Genomic DNA, 16,762 nt, shown 5'->3' with positions numbered 1-16,762 from the left:
CCGCGCCGTCGGGCGTTGATCAAGAGGTTTGCGTCAGCCTGGAGATCAAACTTGACGCGAACCTCTTGATCGCCGGGGACGGCGAGTCGGGGACGCCGAGTCGGGGGCGGCGAGTCGGGGGCGGCGGGTGGGGGGCGGCGGGTGGGAGGGCGTGCGGGGGTGGGGGTCAGGGGGTTTGGAGGCGGGTGAGGGTGGCTATGTCGGTGGCGTGGCCCTCGTGTTTGTCCGAGGGGGTTTCCACGACGACGGGGACGCCGGCGGTCGCCGGGTGGGTCATCAGCTCGGCGAAGGCGGGCTCGCCGATGTTGCCCTTGCCGATGTTCTCGTGCCGGTCCCGGGTGGAGCCGCACAGGTCCTTGGAGTCGTTGGCGTGGATCAGCTTCAGCCGGTCCGCCCCCACCGTGGCGACCAGGGTGTCCAGGGTCGCCGTCATGCCGCCCGGCACGGCCAGGTCGTGCCCGGCCGCCCAGGCGTGGCAGGTGTCGAAGCAGACGCCCAGCCCCGGATGCCGGTCGACCGCGTCCAGATAGGGGCCGAGGTGCTCCACCCGGGAGGCCAGTGACCGGCCGCCACCGGCGCTCGGCTCCACCAGCAGCAGCGGACCGCCGCCGGCCGTGATCTCGTCGAGCAGCGGCAGCAGCGACTCGCGTACCTGCCGCAGGGCGGTCTCGGCGTAACCGGCGTCGACCGCGCTACCGGCGTGGAACACCACGCCCCGGGCGCCGATCGCCCGCCCCCGGCGCAGCGCGTGCGCCAGCGTCTGCGTCGACTTCTCCACCGTCGCCGGGGTGGGCGAGCCGAGGTTCACCAGCAGCGACGCGTGGATGTAGACGGGCACGCCCCGGGCGGCGCAACCCTCGGCGAACAGTGCGTCCTGAGCCGGGTCGCCCGGCGGCAACGCCCAGCCACGCGAGTTGGCGACGTAGACCTGCACCACCTGGGAGCCGGCCGCGTCCACGTACGGCAGGGCGGCCCTGGCCAGCCCACCCGAGGTGGGGGTGTGCGAGCCGACCGGCCGGCGGGTGCTCACAGGCAGCCCAGGGTGACCGGGGTGCCCGGCGGCACCTGCGAGTTTTCGCCCGGGTTCTGGAACCGGACGGTGCCGTTGGGGTTGAACTGGACGTTCACCGTGAACCCGGCCCCCTCCAACTGCTGCTTGGCCTGCTGGCAGGGCAGGTCGACGACCCGTGGGACGGTCACCTGCGGCGGGCCCTTGCTGACCTCCAGCTTGACCTTGGTGCCCTTCTCCACGCCCGCACCGTCGGCCGGGCTCTGCCCGAGAACCTCGTCGCGGGGCTTGTCGGACTCCTTGTAGGTCGTCTCGGCCACCACCAGCCCGAGCCGGGACAACGCGGACCGGGCGTCGTTGAGGCTCTTGCCGACCAGGTCGGGCACGGTAATCGGGGCGCGGCCCCGGCTGAGGATGACGGTCACCTTCGTGCCCGGCTTGACCTCGGTGCCCACCTTCGGGTTGGTGTCCACCACCACCCCGGCCGGCAGGTTGTCGTCATAGCGGGGGCTGCCCTTGGCGACCACCAGCTTCGCGCCGGTCAGGTCGGCCTCGGCCAGGCCGAACTCCTTGCCGACGACGTCCGGCAGCGGGAACCGCTCCGGGCCGAGGGAGAGGGTCACCGTGATGGTGCCACCCTTGAGGATCTTGGCGGCCGAACCCGGGTCCTGGGCGACCACCCCGTCGCGGGGGATCTTCTCGTCGTAGCGCGGCGCGGCGAAGTCGAGCTGGAAACCCGCCCGGTCCGCCTGCGCCTGCGCGTCGGCCCGGCTGAGGTTCACCAGCTGCGGCGCGACCGTGTACCGGCCCACCCCCACCCACCAGCCGCCCATCGCGGCGAGCAGGCCGACCACCACCACGGCCGCCGCCACCGACAGCCGGCCGCGCGGGGTGCCCATCACCCGGGTACGCAGCTCCGCCAGGCGGGACCCCAGGCCGGCGCTCTCGGCGGCCCGGCGTCGGTGCGGGCGCTGCGGGGTGGCCGGCTCGGGCAGCCGCGCCCAGGTCGGCCGGGTGACCGGGGTGACCGCCGCGACCACCATCGTCGGCTGGGCCACCGCCGGCAACTCCTCGGCCACCCGACCCAGCACGGCGGTGTGCGCGTTCGGGTTGCCCAGGTCGTCCCGGGCCACCTGCACCTCGGCCAGCAGGGCGCCCGCGTCGGCCGGACGCGCGCCCGGGTCCCGTCGGGTCGCCCGGGCGACCAACTCGTCGAGCACCCGGGGCAGGCCCGGCACCAGGACCGACGGGGCCGGGACGTCCCGGTCGACGTGCTGCCAGGCCACGTCGACCGGGCGGTCCCCGTCATACGGCACCCGGCCGGTGAGCATCTCGAACAGCACGATGCCGGCCGAGTAGACGTCGGTACGGGGATCGGCGCGTCCGTCGGTGACCAGCTCCGGCGCCACGTACGCGACGGTCGCCATCAGTTGGTTGCCGTCGCCCTCCTCGGCGCTGGCCTCCACCGCGCGGGCCAGGCCGAAGTCGGCGACCTTGACCACGCTGTCGACCAGATTGGCGACCCCGCCGGTGGGCGCCTCGGCCACCAGCACGTTCTCCGGCTTGACATCACGATGGACCAGTCCGGCCCGGTGCGCGGCGGCGATCGCGGCGAGCATCTGCTCCATGATCGCAAGCGCCTCGTCGGGGTTCAGCCGGCGGCGTTCGGCGAGCACCTCACGCAGGGTGCGACCCCGGACGTACTCCATCACCAGGTAGGGCAGCCCCTGGTGGGTGCCCTGGTCGTAGACGGCGACCACGTTGGGGTGGGTCAGCCGGGCGATGGCCTTGGCCTCGTCGGTGAACCGGTCCGGAAAGCCCGCCAGCCGCGACCGCGCCTCGGCGGCCTGGGACGGGTGGATGATCTTCACCGCGACGGTACGCTCCAGGCGCTCGTCGGTGGCGGTGTACACGGTCGCCATGCCGCCACGGGCCACGCGGCCGCGAATGCGGTAGCGCCCGTCGAGCAGCGAGCCCAGCAACGTGTCGGCGACCTGTATGTCCATCGGCAGGGAGTCTATGTGTCCTGAGGGTGAAGGTTGAACAGGATGCTACAGCCGGGGTCCCCGCCGGTCCGTCCCGGCGCGCTCACCCAGGCCCGACGGGGTGCCGCTGCACGGGTGGCCGGGTGACGTGGCAGGGTGGTCCGGTGACCGATTCCGTACCCGCCGACCAGCCTGCCGACAGCGACCTCGGCGGCCCCCGCGACCCGGCCGAGTGGCTCACCCTCCCCGACGTCGCCGAGCGGCTCGACCTGTCGATCAGCAAGGTCCACCAGATGATCCGGGACCGCGAGCTGATCGCCGTCCGTCGCGACGGCGTCCGCCGGATCCCCGCCGATCTGGTGGCCAACAAGACGGTGCTCAAGCACCTGCCCGGCGTGCTCAACCTGCTCGCCGACGCCGGCTACGACGACGAGGCCGCCCTGCGCTGGCTCTACGAGCCCGACGACACCCTCTCCGGCGGCACGGGCGCGGTCACCCTCGGCGGCGACCACGCCCGCGAGGTGAAACGCCGCGCCCAGGCCCTCGGCTTCTAGCCCGACCCCCGCCCCACCCCTCGCCCCTTCCACCCCCACCCCCACCCCCCACCCCCCTGCCCCCGCCCGCGTTGATCAAGAGGTTTGGGTCAGTTGATCAAGAGGTTTGGGTCATCTGACGGCCCATTCGTGACCGAAACCTCTTGATCAACGTGATCGGGCGGGGCGGGGCGGGCGGGGAGGGGAGGCGGGGGAGGCGGGGGAGGGGGAGGGGGTTAGTCGGCGCGGCGGGTGGCGGCTATGGCCAGGTCGACCAGGGCCTGGCGGGCCTCGGTGTCGAGGTCGACGCCGGCCAGGGCGGCCAGGGCGGTGTCGGTGAGGGTGACGATGCGCTGCTCGGTGCGGGTCAACGCGCCGGTGGCGCTGATCAGCTCGCGGAGCCGGGCCACCCCGTCCTCGTCCAGCTCCGGATCGCCGAGCCGGCTGAGCAGCAGGTCCCGGCCGGCCTCGTCGGCGACCTCCACCGCCGCCGCCACCAGGTAGGTGCGCTTACCCTCGCGCAGGTCGTCCCCGGCCGGCTTGCCGGTCTGTGCCGGGTCGCCGAACACCCCCAGCACGTCGTCGCGGAGCTGGAACGCCTCACCGAGCGGCAACCCGTACGCCGAGTAGGCGGTACGCACGTCGGGCGACGCGTCGGCGAGCGCAGCGCCGAGCAGCAACGGCCGCTCGACGGTGTACTTGGCCGACTTGTACCGGGCCACCTTGCCGGCCCGCTCCAGCGAGACCTCCCCGGTCGCCTGGGTGAGGACGTCGAGGTACTGCCCGACGGTGACCTCGCCGCGCATCTCGTCGAAGACCGGTCGGGCCCGGGCCACCGTGTGCGGGGCCAGTCCGGCGGAGTGCAGCAGCTCGTCGGACCAGACCAGGCAGAGGTCACCGAGCAGGATCGCCGCCGCGTCGCCGAAGCTGTCCGGATCACCGTGCCAGCCGGACGCCCGGTGTCGGGTGGCGAACCGTCGGTGCACCGCAGGCTCACCGCGCCGGGTGTCCGACCGGTCCATCAGGTCGTCGTGGATCAGCGCGCTGGCCTGGAAGAACTCCAGTGCCGCCAGGGCGGTCACCACCGGGTCGGCGTCCACCCCGCCGGCACCCCGGAACCCCCAGTACGCGAAGGCCGGACGCAGCCGCTTGCCGCCACCGAGCACGAACCCCTCGATGGACTCGGCGATCGGGGCCAGTGCCTCGTCGATGCCGGCCATCCAGCTGCGCCGGCCGGACAGGAACTCGGTCAGCGCCTTGTCGACGCGCTGCCGCAGGCCGGCACGGTCGACAGGGGAGACGGGAGCAGCGTGGGTCACGCCACGACGCTAGCCGGTCCCCACCGCCGCCGCCTCACCAGCGGCTCGGCGCGTCACCCCGGTCGCCACCCCGACCCCGCCCGACCGGGCGGCCGGGGTGTCCCGCCGGACGGGACGGACCGTTGCCCGACGCCGGTCCTTTGCCCGACACGGGACGGCCGCCCGACCCCGGTCCGTTGCCCGACACGGGACCGCCGCCCGACCCCGGTCCCTTGCCCGGCGTCGGACCGGTCCGCCGCCGCTGCGGTGTCGGCCCGTCCGGACCCGGCTCGATCCATCGACCCGGGGCGGCGTTGCCGGCCCGGGTCGGCTTCGGAGTGGCTCGCCGGGTCGGGGTGGCTCGCCGGGTGGGAGTGGCTCGCCGGGTGGGAGCGGCCTGCCGGGTGGGGTCGGCCTGCCGGGTGGGAGTGGCTCGCCGGGTCGGGTCGGCCCGCTGGGTCGGAGCGGCCTGCCGGTCGCGGGTCGGGCCGCCGGCCAGGGACCCGATCGGAGCGTCGAGGACGACGGCGAGCTGCCGTCGCCAGCGGTCGCCCGGCACCCGTACCGCCCGTTCCCACCGGGACACCTCGTGCCGGGTCAGGGTGGGTGTGCCGGCGGTGGCGCACAGCTCGTCGGCGAGCCGCTGCTGGCTCCACCCACGGGCCAGCCGCAGTTGGGTGATCAGCGGCCCGAGCAGGCTCGGGTCGGACGGGGTCATCGGTCCTCCGGTGGGTGTCGACGCGGCCATGCCCGTCCGCCCCACAGCACGGCCGGGATGCCGCCGGTCACGGTGGCCGACCCCCGCGCGTGACCCCGGGCGTCGGCACCGACCGACGCCACCCGCGCCCGTCCGTTCTACCCCCGGCGTACGACGTTTCCACCCCGGGGGTACGACGTGCGCCGCCGCGTGGCGACGGCGTCGGTCGGCCGGGTTTCGGCGGGTGTCGATGCTCTGGTGGGAAGTGCGTGGGGTCGGGCCGGGTCGCCCGCTAGAGTCGTCACGTGGCGCTCGGTCTTCCCTCTGTCCTTCCCAATCCCCAGCCGGCGATCGGGGAGCTGATCCGCGACCGCCAGCCGACGTTCTCGTTCGAGTTCTTCCCGCCCAAGACGGCGCAGGGCGAGCGGCTGCTCTGGCAGGCCATCCGGGAGCTGGAGTCGTTGCGCCCGTCGTTCGTGTCGATCACCTACGGGGCCGGTGGTTCGACCCGGGACACCACCGTCGCGGTGACCGAACGGATCGCCACCGAGACCACGCTGCTGCCGATGGCCCACCTGACCGCCGTCAACCACTCCGTCGCCGAGCTGCGCAACGTGATCGGACGGCTGGCCGGCGTGGGGGTGCGCAACGTGCTCGCCGTCCGTGGGGACCCGCCCGGTGACCCGGGAGGGGAGTGGATCCGGCACCCGGAGGGCGTCGACTACGCCGAGGACCTGGTCCGGCTGGTCCGGGAGGCCGGCGACTTCAGCGTCGGGGTGGCCGCCTTCCCCTACAAGCATCCCCGCTCGGCCGACGTGGACAGCGACACCGCGCACTTCGTGCGTAAGTGTCGGGCCGGCGCGGAGTTCGCCATCACCCAGATGTTCTTCGACGCCGACGACTACCTGCGGCTGCGCGACCGGGTCGCGGCGGCCGGCTGCGACACCCCGATCCTGGCCGGGGTGATGCCGGTGACCCAGATCGGCACCATCGAACGCTCGGTGCAGCTGTCCGGAGCGCCCTTCCCGCCCGCGCTGGCCGAGCGGTTCGCCCGGGTCGCCGACGACCCGGAGGCGGTCCGCCGGCTCGGCATCGAACAGGCCAGCGAGATGTGCGCCCGGTTGCTCGACGAGGGGGTGCCCGGCATCCACTTCATCACCCTCAACCGTTCTCCCGCGACCCGGGAGGTGTGGCGCAGCCTGCGGGCCGACGCCCGGGTGTGAACGCGTCGACCCCGACACCTCGACCAGGCCGCGACGGTTGACCGATGGTGGGCACACAGCTGAAATGGGACGAGTACGCGACCGCGTGGGCGCGGCTGCACGGTGGCTTCGACCCCCGGGTCGCGGCGCCGGTGGTCCGGGCCTGGCTGCGTTTCGCGTACCACGTCGGCTATGTGCTGGGACGGCTGCGGGTGACCCCGACCGCGGTGACCGTCGGCGGGGTGCTGCTCTGCCTGTGCGTGCCGCTGTTCAGCGTCCGGTCGGCGCAGGGCCCGATCGTCGGCGCGCTGTTCGTGCTGTTGGCCTCGGTCGCCGACAGTGTCGACGGGGCGGTCGCGGTCGCCACCGGCCGGACCACCCGGCTCGGCTACGTCTACGACTCGGTCGCCGACCGGCTCGGTGAGATCGCCTGGCTGGCGGCTTTCTGGCTGATCGGAGCGCCCGGCGCGCTGGTCGTCGCGGCCGGCGCGTTGTCCTGGCTGCACGAGTACGTGCGGGCCCGCGCGGTCGCCGCCGGGATGCGGGAGATCGGCGCGGTCACCGTGGGGGAGCGGCCCACCCGGGTCTGCGTCGCCCTGGTCGGGCTGCTGCTGGCCGGGTTGACCGGGCTCATCGACCTCGACCTGACGGCCGGCACCATCACCATGGCCACCGCCGTCTGGGTGCTGCTGGCCGGCTTCGGCCTGGGGCAGCTGTTGTCCACCGTCCGCCGCGCCCTGCTCGACGCCGGCTGACCCACCCGCCCCGACGGGCCGGGCAGGGGCGGGGCCTACCAGGCGGGGCCGATCTCGTCGGCGACGATCTGCGCGGACAGGGTGACCATGGGCAGGCCGCCGCCGGGGTGGGTGGAGCCGCCGACCAGCCACAACCCGTGCACCGGCCCCCGGTTGGCGGGGCGGAGCAGCCCACCGGCCGTGCCGTAGATCGACCCGCCGGGCGCGGCGGTCGCGGCGTCCAGGTCGGCGGGGGTACGGGTCTCGCGGAACACCAGCCGGTCGCGGACGTCGACCCCCCGCGCGGCGAGCACGTCGAGGATCCGGTCGGCGTACGCGTCGGCGAGCCCCGGCCGACGCCAGTTGACGGCGTCCGGGGCGGTGCCGTGGCGGGCGGCGTTGACCAGCACGAACCACGCCTCGTGCCCGGTCGGGCGGGCGGTCGGGTCGTCGGCCACGGTGACGAAGATCGTCGGGTCGGTCGCCGGTCGGGCCCGCACCCCCCGACCGGGGTCACCGAAGACGGCGTCGAACTCGGCGTCGTAGTCGGTGGGGAAGAAGACGTTGTGGTGGGCCAGCCCGGAGTCGCCGCGTACCCCGAGCAGCAGCACGAAACCGGCCAGGCTGCGGTCGGTGAGGGCGGCCAGCCGGCCCGGGTGCGGCAGCAGGTCCCGGTAGACGGTGAGCGCGTCGGCGTTGGCGACGACCACGTCGGCGGGGACGGGCGCGTGGACCCCGGCGAGGCGTACCCCGTGCACCCGGCCACCGGCGGCGTCGATGCGGGTGACGGTCTCCCCGGTGCGGACCGTCACGCCCAGGTCCAGGCAGCGGGAGAGCAGCGCGTCGGCCAGGGTGCCCAGCCCGCCGCGCAGGTACCAGCCGCCGAAGGCCAGCTCGGCGTAGGGGACGGCGACCAGCGCGGCCGGGGCCCGGCGCGGGTCCGCGCCGGTGTAGGTGGCGTACCGGTCGAGCAGCATCCGCAGCCGGGGGTCGGACAGGTGGCTGCGACCCAGCCCGCGCAGGGTACGGCCGGGCCCGATGGCGGCCAGGTCACCCAGCCGCCAGGCCAGCGCCGCCAGGTCGCGCGGCGAGTCGACCGTACGCCGCAGGATGTCCCGGTGCGACGCGGTCCACACCCGGGCGGCCCGCCGCCACAGCCGCCGCCAGTCGGCGGCGGCCCGGTCGCCGAGGGCGACGCCGATGCGGGCGGCGAACTCGTCCGGGTCGGCGCACGAGTCGAGGGCCGGCCCGCCGCCGGGGAAGACGTGCCGCACGATCGGGTCCAGCGGGGTCAGGTCGAGGTACTCGTCGAGTTTCGCGCCGGTGGCCTCGAACAGGTCGTGGAAGACCTGCGGCAGGGTGAGCAGGCTCGGCCCGGTGTCGAAGTGGAAGCTGCCCGCCGGGGTGTCGTGGACGTACCTGCCGAGTTTGCCGCCGACGGTGTCGGACCGTTCGAAGACGGTCACCTCGTGCCCGCTGACGGCGAGCCGGGCGGCGGTGGCCAGCCCGCCCACGCCGGCGCCGATGACCACGATCCGCGCCATGCCGCGCCTCCTAGCTGACCGGGCGGCCACGCCAGGACAGGCGACGCCGCTTCCGCAGATGGTACGACCGCAGGGTCAGCCAACCGAGCACCACGACCGAGCCGGGGTGGGCCAGCGCGTCGGGCCAGGCCCGGCCGCCGGTGGCGCGGGCGGCGACCACCCGCCCGGCGACTCCCGCCGCGTACCCGGTCAGGGCCAGCCCGGCGGCCGACGGCGAACCCGCCGCCAGCGCCGCCACCGCCAGCAGCGGCGGCGCGGTGTAGAGCAGCAGCAGCGCGGCGACCACGGTCGCGGCGGCCCCCGGGTGGCCGAAGGTGGCCCAGAGCGACTTGGTGTAGCCGTCGCGCAGTTGCGGCCAGGTCTCGTACATCCGGCAGGCGGCCAGCCGGGAGCCGTCGGCCAGCGCGATCCGGCCGCCCGCGCGTTTCACCGCCCGGGCCAGCTCGATGTCCTCCAGCACCCGGTCGGCGACCGCGGCGTGCCCGCCGGCCCGCTCGTAGCCGGCCCGGTCCACCAGCAGGAACTGCCCACCGGCGGCGGCCAGCGACGGCCGCGGCGAGCGTTCCATCGCGCGCAGCGGCAGGAAGGTCAGCCACAACCACTGCAACAGCGGCTGCACCAGCCGGTCACCCACCGTCCGCACCAGAATCCTCGGGTACGCCGACAGCAGCGTCGCCCGTGCCGCGCGCAGCTCGGTCACCGCCGCCGCCACCGCGTACGGGGTGAGCACCACGTCCGCGTCGACGAAGGCGTACACGGTGGCGTCCGGCCCGGCGTGCCCGGCGAGCTGGTGGCAGGCGTACGGCTTGCCCAGCCAGCCCGGTGGCGGGGTGACCCCGGTGCGCAGGGTGACCCGGGGGTCGTCGCCGACGACCGCGCGGACCACCCCGGCGGTGCCGTCGGTCGAACCGTCGTCGAGCACCACGATCCGTAGGCCGGGCACCCCCTGCTGGGCGAGCAGCGCGCGCAGGCACGGGGTGACCCGGTCGGCCTCGTCGCGCAGCGGCAGCAGCACCGCCACCGTCTCGTCGACCCCGACCGGCCCGTCGGCGGGCCGGCGCAGCCAGTACCGGGCGTTGACCCAGGTGTGCGCGGTCAGCGCGGTCACCGCGACGGCCAGCACGAGCGCAACCACGGTCACCGCCGGACCCCCACCGACCAGGCCGGGTGCGGTCGTCGTCCCGGCGTCGGGTGCCGGCGCGGTGGCGGGGCGGGTCGGCCGGGGCGGGTGCCGCTCATGCCGGGGTGTCGACGCCGCGCCGCTGCGGTGCCGGCCGGTCGGCGGGCCGTCGGCGGGCGCGCAGCAGGGTCACCGCCAGCGGCACCGCCACCACCGCCATGCCCACCGCACCCCAGAGCGCCGAGGCGGGCAGCCGGAGGAAGACCGCGTGCGCCAGCACGCTGGAGAAGTACGTCCACAGGTAGAGGGCGAACATCGGGTCGTCGCGGGAGCCGGTGACCGCGACGGCCGGCCCCGCCAGCGGGCGCAGCGCGCTCATCAGCAGCACCGCGAACAGCAACCAGCCCAGGTAGTTGCTGACCGGGATGCCGGGCAGTCCGGGCAGCGCCGGGGTGGCGTCGCGCCACACCCAGTAGCCCTCGGCAACCATCTGCGGGTCGAGGAAGAGGTCCCAGCCGGCCAGCCCGACGGTGGCCAACGCCACCCGCCCGACGTGCCCCGCCGGCGTCAGGGTGCCGGGCGTCCGACCGGTGGTCGACACGGTGCCGGGCATCCGGCCGGCGGGCGGCGCGGTGCCGGGCATCCGGCCGGCGGGCGTGGTCAGTTGGCCGGCGGGCGTGGTCAGCCGCACGGCGGCCAGCCAGGCGGGCCAGGCCATCCAGGTCCAGGCCAGCGGGATGATCAACGGCACCCCGGCCAGCTTCGGCCCCAACTCCCCCGAGTAGTCGTAGCTGCCGAACGGGAAGCCCGTCGCCACCCCCAGCGCCTCGATGGCGAACCCGCCGCCGGTGGCCACCGCGACCAGCGCCGCCGCCGTACGGGCACCCCGGGTGAGCAGCGCGTGCCCCACCGACAGCAGGTAGCCCAGCACGACCGTGGCGACGGTGAGCCGGGCCCGGGTGACCCCGGTGGTGAGCGGGTAGCAGATCTGGATCAGCACCAGCAGGGCCAGCAGCAGCCACGGGACGTGCCGGCGGGTCACGACGAGGCCGGGCCGGACGTGTCGGGTCGGGGCAGCGGCAGGTCCCGGCCGAGCACCCCGAACGGCCGTTCGTCGCCGGGGAAGCGGAAGTGCCGCAGCACGTCGACGAAGCCGAACCGCCGGTAGAGCCGCCAGGCCCGCGACGTCCGCTCGTCGGCCTCCGGGGTGGACAGCAGGGTGGTGCCGCCCTCGGCGATGCTGAGCAGGGCGGTGAGCTGCCGGGCACCCAGGCCGTGCCCCTGCGCGGGCGGCCGGACGTGCAACTCGACCACCTCGAAGCAGTGGGTCAGCCAGCGCTGCCGGGCGTCCGGGTCCAGCGCCCGGTAGACCTGGTCGTGCCACCACTGTCCACCCGCGCCGAGGTAGCCGTACCCGAAGCCGGCCAGGTGGCCCTCGCTGGTGAGGCTGGCGACGGCGCGGAACCCGGGCCGGCGGGCGTGGGTGGCGATGTAGCCGCGTCGGGCCTCCAGCAGGTCGCTGCGGTAGCCCATCGCCTCCCCGTACACCGCGACCACGTCGTCGAGCCGCCGGACGAGATCCTCCGGCGTCCACCGCACCAACCTCATGCGCGTCCTCTCACGGTTGCGGATCACCGTCGGCGACCCATCCCAGCACCGACCGGTCACCGACCACTGCGCGCACCTCGAAGCGCGCGAACAACTCCTCCGCGTACCACCCTTCGGTGGGGGTGCGGGTGATCGCCGCCCGGTGCTCCGGGTGACGGTACGCGAAGGCCACGAGGTCCGTCGGGTCGCGCCACACGCTGACCGTGCCCTGCCAACCCAGCGGGGCCTCACCGACACCGAACCGGGCGAGCAGCCCCGGCGCGGCGTGCAGTGCGGCGGCGACCGGCGGGACGGCCTGCCAGAAGGTGAGCGCGCGGCGGGGGCGCAGCCGGGCCCGGGTCAGCGCCAGCACCGGCCCGTCGACCCGGCCGCCCGCCGGATCGCCGAACGGCCGCCGGCCCGACCACTCGCCCCGGCTGGTCACCGGGCGCAGCTCCAGCCGGGCCGACGCCTGGGCGATCCGGGCCCAGGAACGGCCGACCGGGGAGGCGTCGAAGCCGGCCGCCGCGGCGGGGGATTCCCACACCACCAGCGCCGCCCACCGGGTCAGGTCGGCGTCCCCCGGGCCGAAGCCGGTGCCGGTCCCGGTGCCGAGCAGCTTGCCGAACCGTACGCCGGGGGTGCGTCGCAGCTGCCACGGATGCCGGGCCATCCGGGCCAACGCCCGACCGACGGCGGCCCGGGGCACCCGCCACACGTGCAGGGTGACCAGCTCCGGGGTGGTGTTCACGCCACCTCGGCGGGGGTGCCGCCGGTGATCCGCAGCAGCTCCGGGTAGGTGGTGGGGAAGACCGCCTGCGGTACGCCACCGGCGGCCCACACCTGCGGGTGCCCGGTCAGGGCGGTGTCGACGAGGGTGCGCAGCGGCCCGGGGTGGCCGACCGGGGCGACCCCGCCGATCACCTGGCCGGTGTGCTCCCGGACGAAGTCGGGGGTGGCCCGGCGCAGGTGGGTCACCCCGAGCTGGGCGGCCAGGCCGGCGGTGTCGACCCGGTGCGCGCCGGAGGTGAGCACCAGCAGCGGCGTGCCGTCGGCCTCGAAGACCAGCGAGTTGGCGATCGCGCCGACGTCGACGCCGAGCGCGTCGGCCGCCGCGGCGGCGGTGTGCGCCGCCTCGGGTAGCAGACGGACCCGGCTGGCCGCACCGGAACCGTCCCGCGCGCCCGCCTCGTCGAGCGCCCGCTGCACCGCCTGCACGTTCGGGTGTGACTGCATGCGGCCCATTCTCCCCGGTACGCCCCGACACCCCGCAGCCGGCCGCCCACCGTGGCGGGTCAGCGGGCGGGCGGCGACCCGGGACGGGTGCCGGGCCAGTGCCCGGTGGCCCGGATCCGGCCGTCGGCGGTCACCAGCAGCGCCTCGTGGTCGGCCAGGCCGGTCAGCCAGGTCAGTGCGTCGTCGGCGTCGCGGGTCATCGCCGCGGTGGCGTACACGTCGGCCCAGAGCAGCTCCGGTCCGACCACGGTGACCGACCGCAGCGCGGTCGCCGGTCGGCCGGTGCGGGGGTCCACGATGTGCGCGCCGCGCCGGGCGGTGCCCGAGGTGGCGACCGCGCCGTCGCGCCGGTCCAGCACGTCCAGCAGGTGGCCGGGGCGGTCCGGGTCCTCGATGCCGACCCGCCAGGCCGGCCGGTCCGCCTCGGCGCGCAGCAGCACGTCCCCACCGGCGTTGAGACAGAGGTCGTGCCCGGCCAGGTCGGCCAGCCACCCGGCCGCCCGCTGCACCGCCCACCCCTTGACCAGCCCGGACGGGTCGTAGCCGGCACCGCCGGTGGGCAGCGGCAGCCGCCGGGCGTCGAACCGGCCGCCGGTGCGCGTCCGGGCCAGTTCGCACAGCTCCGCCACCTCCCGCACCAGTGGGCTCGCGGTGGCCGGATCGGGTTCCCGCCCGGCCAGCCGTCCGATCTCGCTCTCCGACCGGTAGACGCTGAACGTCGCGTCGATCGCGCCCAGCCAGGTGAAGAACCGCTCCACCCGGGCGGCGACCGCGTCGTCGTGCACGTCCGGGCCGCGCAGGTGCACGCTCACCGGCAGCCCCATCACCTGCACCACCCAGGCCCGCCGGTCCAGCTCCGCCGTCCGGCCCGTCGGCGTGCTCATTTCAGGTACGCCGCGTCGATGGCGGCCTGGAGGGACTCGCGGTAACCGTCGCTGGTGACGGTCGCCCCGGACACGGTGTCGATCCGGGCGCTCTGCGCGGTGAGCGCCGCCTGCCGCAGGATCGGTACCGCGTAGTCGTTGATCTGCTGGTCCCGGAAGTTGCCGTCGGGCACCTGGAGTGCCGTGACGTCGGTGATCCGCCCGCCCGCCACGGTGATCCGGACCTGCACCGGCCCCCACCGGGTCTGCGCCACCGACCCGTCGTAGCTTCCGCCGCCGCTGTCGCCGGTGCTTGCGCTGTCGCCGGTGTTTCCACCCTCGCCGGTGTCTCCGCCCGGCACGCCCGAGCCCGGGTCGGTGCCGGAGGGCGTGTCCCCGGAGCCGGGGGTGGTGCCGCCACGGTCGACGGCGACGGCGCTGGTCCCCCCGCCGACGCCCATGGTGCTGGTCCGGTAGCTGAACAGCAGCACCAGGGCGGTCACCGTGGAGAGCAGCCAGATGGTGATCCGTCGCACGGTTCCCCCTTCCCGCCCGTCACCAGGCGAAGCGTTCGTGATGGACGTGCCGCTCGGGCACCCCGGCGGCCCGGGTCGCGGCCTGCACCGCGTCGACCCAGCCGTCCGGGCCGCACAGGTAGACGTCGTGGTCGGCGATGCCGGGGGAGAGCCGGCGCAGCGCCTCGGCGTCCGGGAGCCCGGCCGCGTAACCGGGCAGCCAGGAGGGTTGCCGGCCGCGCGGACCGACCAGGTAGTGGACCGACACCCCGCGTTCGACCGCGAGCCGCTCCAGCTCCGCCCGGAAGGCCAGCTCCTGCTGGGTACGCACGCGGTAGAGCAGCACCGCCTGCCCGGGTGCGTACGGCAGCTCCCGGAGCAGGGCCAGCAGCGGGGTGACGCCGATCCCGCAGGCGAGCAGGGTGATCCCGCCGCCGCGCCAGTGCTGCCCGGTCAGCCGCCCGTACGGGCCCTCCAACAGCACCCGGGTGCCCGGTCGCAGGGTGGCCACCCGGGAGCTGTCGTCGCCGAGGTCCTTGACGGTGATCCGCATCAGGTCGCCCGTCGGCGGGGCGGACAGCGAGTACGGGTGCGCCCGGGACCAGCCGGGGCCGGTCAGGAAGCGCCAGCCGAAGAACTGCCCGGCCCGGACCGGCAGCCGGTCCAGGTCCCGCCCGCGCAACCAGACCGAGGTGACGCCGGGCGCCTCGGGGACCACCGCGGCCACCTCGACCCGGTGCCGCAGCGAGCGGTACGCCGGCAGCCCGAGCCGGAACACCAGCACACTGCCCAGCGCCCCCAGGTACACCGTCCACCAGTACGCCCGCGCGGCGGCCGAGGAGACGAAGTCCGCGCCGGTCCACAACTGGTGCGGCAGCGCCAACCCGATCCCCAGGTACGCGTACAGGTGCAGCAGGTGCCAGGACTCGTAGCGCAGCCGACGGCGGGCCGCCCGGACGGAGGTGACCACCACCAGCACCAGCAGTGCCAGCGCGGCGGTGGCCAGCAGCATCCCCGGGTACCCGGTGACCAGCAGCCAGAGCTGCGTCACGGGGTTCTCCCGGGCGGTGCCGGCGTACCCCAGGGTGGTCAGCAGCACGTGGGCCAGCAGCAGGTGGAACGAGGTGAAGCCGGCCAGCCGGTGCCAGCGGGCGATCCGGTCCTGGCCGAAGCGCCGTTCGACGAGCGGCACCCGGGCCATCAGCACCACCTGGACGAGCATCAGGTCGGCACTGAGCAGGCCGGTGAGCCGGCCGGCGGAGGTGAGGCCGGTGGCCACCCCGGAGAGCAGTTCCTGCACCCCCCGGTCGGCGGTCCAGAGCGCGACGACGACCAGCAGGCTGAGCACCGCCGCGCTGCCGGCCAGGTCGGCCCACCAGCCGGGGGCGGTGGGCAACGGCCGGCGCGGGGTACCCCGGTCCAGGACGGTGGCGCTCATCCGCGGGGCGTTCCGGCGGGTCCTTCACTCATGCGTTCCACCCTGCGGCGGTGACCTCGGGTCAGGCTTTGCCGTCGCTGTGCGCCGGCTGGGAATCGTCGCTGGCACGCCGTACGCCAGACGTTGCGTTTTCGTCGGGGGCAGGGTGTACTGTCAGAGCAGTTAGAACGAGTGTTCGATTCAGTCGCACACCCGTTCCAACGCCCCCGGGCGGTGTTTCGCGGCGTCGACCCGGGCAGGTGCGGTTTCGCGGACCGCACCGGGTTCCGGGCAGTCGCGAGCCCGGTCCCGTCAAGGCAGGTCGTCGCCCGCCGCCCACGACCCCCGGGCGGCGGGCGACGAACCCGCCGGTTCGCCGGCCGGGTGTGGTGTGGGGAAGCATCCGCACCCGGCCGGCCCCCAGCGGTGCGTCTTCCTCCGCACCACCCGCCCCGGGCATCGCGCCGGTGGACCTCCTCCACCGGGCGTCCCGCCCGATCCGGTCACGCGGAGGAGACAGTCATGCCGACCAACCCGGCCCAGGCGCCGACGGTGCCCGCGCACGTGCTGCCGCACCGCACCCCGACCCAACTCCTCACGGTGGCCCGACACGGGCTGGCCGAGGCCGCCCAGACCCGCCCCGACGGGCTGCGCTACGCCGCCGCCCACCTGGCCGCGCTCCGCGCCGCCGCCGCCCTGCTGGCCGCCCGGGCCCGGCCCGCGCCCGCCCGCCGCCGCCGGATCACCAGCGTCTGGGTGCTGCTCGCCGGGGTCGCCCCCGAACTGGACGAGTGGTCCCGCTACTTCGCCGCCGCCGCCGGCAAGCGGGCCGCCGCCGAGGCTGGCATACCCCGGGTGGTGAACGCCCGGGAGGCCGACGACCTGCTCCGGGCCGCCGAACAGTTCGTGACGGTGGTGGAGCAGGCGCTCGGCGTGACCCACCAGCCCGCCCTCGACGGCCTCGCCGCCTGACCCGGGGGCGTGCCCGGGTCCCCGCCGGGCACCTGATCCGGCCGGCACCG

At 75.3% G+C, this 16,762-nt stretch carries 17 protein-coding genes; 4 read left to right on the top strand and 13 right to left on the bottom strand.

What is annotated here, in order from left to right; all coding sequences use genetic code 11:
• Positions 1 to 166 precede the first annotated feature (166 nt).
• Entirely contained in the window at positions 167 to 1,030 is an 864-nt protein-coding gene (locus ACQP2H_RS22115) for a deoxyribonuclease IV (RefSeq protein ID WP_219463991.1), read from the bottom strand.
• Positions 1,027 to 3,015, bottom strand: a complete 1,989-nt coding sequence (locus ACQP2H_RS22110) for a Stk1 family PASTA domain-containing Ser/Thr kinase (RefSeq protein WP_357535329.1) — start codon at positions 3,013 to 3,015, stop codon at positions 1,027 to 1,029. The genes ACQP2H_RS22115 and ACQP2H_RS22110 overlap by 4 nt, the downstream gene beginning before the upstream one ends.
• A 143-nt stretch (positions 3,016 to 3,158) precedes the next feature.
• On the opposite strand from ACQP2H_RS22110, the gene ACQP2H_RS22105 reads away from it, so the two are divergent.
• Positions 3,159 to 3,548: an Rv2175c family DNA-binding protein gene (locus ACQP2H_RS22105; protein ID WP_208568675.1), complete on the top strand. Its 390-nt coding sequence runs from the start codon at positions 3,159 to 3,161 to the stop codon at positions 3,546 to 3,548.
• Positions 3,549 to 3,763: 215 nt separating this feature from the next.
• Here the strand turns inward: ACQP2H_RS22105 and ACQP2H_RS22100 are convergent, their stop codons facing one another.
• Both ACQP2H_RS22100 and ACQP2H_RS22095 read right to left on the bottom strand, forming a co-directional pair.
• Positions 3,764 to 4,846 carry a polyprenyl synthetase family protein gene (locus ACQP2H_RS22100; protein WP_363818540.1) on the bottom strand — a complete coding sequence of 361 codons (1,083 nt, stop codon included), beginning with the start codon at positions 4,844 to 4,846 and terminating at the stop codon, positions 3,764 to 3,766.
• A gap of 34 nt (positions 4,847 to 4,880) precedes the next feature.
• The gene (locus tag ACQP2H_RS22095; RefSeq protein WP_433228697.1) at positions 4,881 to 5,543 is read right to left on the bottom strand and encodes a helix-turn-helix domain-containing protein; all 663 of its coding nucleotides are present in this window, start codon (positions 5,541 to 5,543) and stop codon (positions 4,881 to 4,883) included.
• Between the two features lie 284 nt (positions 5,544 to 5,827).
• Between ACQP2H_RS22095 and metF the strand changes: the two genes are divergently transcribed.
• A complete protein-coding gene (metF, locus tag ACQP2H_RS22090; RefSeq protein ID WP_219463984.1) occupies positions 5,828 to 6,745 on the top strand; it encodes a methylenetetrahydrofolate reductase [NAD(P)H] in 918 nt (305 codons plus the stop codon).
• A gap of 44 nt (positions 6,746 to 6,789) precedes the next feature.
• A complete protein-coding gene (locus ACQP2H_RS22085) occupies positions 6,790 to 7,479 on the top strand; it encodes a CDP-alcohol phosphatidyltransferase family protein (RefSeq protein WP_208569760.1) in 690 nt (229 codons plus the stop codon).
• Positions 7,480 to 7,514: 35 nt separating this feature from the next.
• Here ACQP2H_RS22085 and ACQP2H_RS22080 read toward each other — a convergent pair whose 3' ends face one another.
• The 9 genes from ACQP2H_RS22080 to ACQP2H_RS22040 all read right to left on the bottom strand — a co-directional run bounded on the left by ACQP2H_RS22080 (position 7,515) and on the right by ACQP2H_RS22040 (position 15,761).
• Positions 7,515 to 9,002, bottom strand: a complete 1,488-nt coding sequence (locus ACQP2H_RS22080; protein WP_219463981.1) for a phytoene desaturase family protein — start codon at positions 9,000 to 9,002, stop codon at positions 7,515 to 7,517.
• Positions 9,003 to 9,012: 10 nt separating this feature from the next.
• Positions 9,013 to 10,137 carry a glycosyltransferase gene (locus ACQP2H_RS22075; RefSeq protein WP_357535742.1) on the bottom strand — a complete coding sequence of 375 codons (1,125 nt, stop codon included), beginning with the start codon at positions 10,135 to 10,137 and terminating at the stop codon, positions 9,013 to 9,015.
• 100 nt (positions 10,138 to 10,237) lie between these two features.
• Entirely contained in the window at positions 10,238 to 11,164 is a 927-nt protein-coding gene (locus ACQP2H_RS22070; RefSeq protein ID WP_357535325.1) for a carotenoid biosynthesis protein, read from the bottom strand.
• Positions 11,161 to 11,730 carry a GNAT family N-acetyltransferase gene (locus ACQP2H_RS22065; protein ID WP_219463979.1) on the bottom strand — a complete coding sequence of 190 codons (570 nt, stop codon included), beginning with the start codon at positions 11,728 to 11,730 and terminating at the stop codon, positions 11,161 to 11,163. Before ACQP2H_RS22065 ends, ACQP2H_RS22070 begins: the two co-directional genes overlap by 4 nt.
• Before the next feature lie 10 nt (positions 11,731 to 11,740).
• Positions 11,741 to 12,460 carry a monooxygenase gene (locus ACQP2H_RS22060; RefSeq protein ID WP_219463978.1) on the bottom strand — a complete coding sequence of 240 codons (720 nt, stop codon included), beginning with the start codon at positions 12,458 to 12,460 and terminating at the stop codon, positions 11,741 to 11,743.
• Positions 12,457 to 12,945, bottom strand: coding sequence for a YbaK/EbsC family protein (locus ACQP2H_RS22055; protein WP_219463977.1), 489 nt, complete (start codon positions 12,943 to 12,945; stop codon positions 12,457 to 12,459). The genes ACQP2H_RS22060 and ACQP2H_RS22055 overlap by 4 nt, the downstream gene beginning before the upstream one ends.
• A 59-nt stretch (positions 12,946 to 13,004) precedes the next feature.
• Positions 13,005 to 13,829, bottom strand: a complete 825-nt coding sequence (locus ACQP2H_RS22050; protein WP_363818528.1) for an FAD:protein FMN transferase — start codon at positions 13,827 to 13,829, stop codon at positions 13,005 to 13,007.
• Positions 13,826 to 14,344, bottom strand: coding sequence for an FMN-binding protein (locus ACQP2H_RS22045; RefSeq protein ID WP_433228694.1), 519 nt, complete (start codon positions 14,342 to 14,344; stop codon positions 13,826 to 13,828). Before ACQP2H_RS22045 ends, ACQP2H_RS22050 begins: the two co-directional genes overlap by 4 nt.
• 19 nt (positions 14,345 to 14,363) lie before the next feature.
• Positions 14,364 to 15,761 carry a ferredoxin reductase family protein gene (locus tag ACQP2H_RS22040; protein WP_219463973.1) on the bottom strand — a complete coding sequence of 466 codons (1,398 nt, stop codon included), beginning with the start codon at positions 15,759 to 15,761 and terminating at the stop codon, positions 14,364 to 14,366.
• Between the two features lie 501 nt (positions 15,762 to 16,262).
• Here ACQP2H_RS22040 and ACQP2H_RS22035 point away from each other — a divergent pair.
• On the top strand, positions 16,263 to 16,712 hold the full coding sequence (locus tag ACQP2H_RS22035) for an SAV_6107 family HEPN domain-containing protein (protein WP_219463972.1): 450 nt from the start codon (positions 16,263 to 16,265) through the stop codon (positions 16,710 to 16,712).
• The last annotated feature ends 50 nt before the right edge of the window (positions 16,713 to 16,762 follow it).

Source organism: Micromonospora sp. CA-248260 (assembly GCF_050942205.1).
Classification (GTDB): Bacteria; Actinomycetota; Actinomycetes; order Mycobacteriales; family Micromonosporaceae; genus Micromonospora; species Micromonospora antibiotica.
The sequence above is the reverse complement of the archived record's forward strand: the minus strand, read 5'-3'. Positions and strand labels throughout refer to the sequence as shown.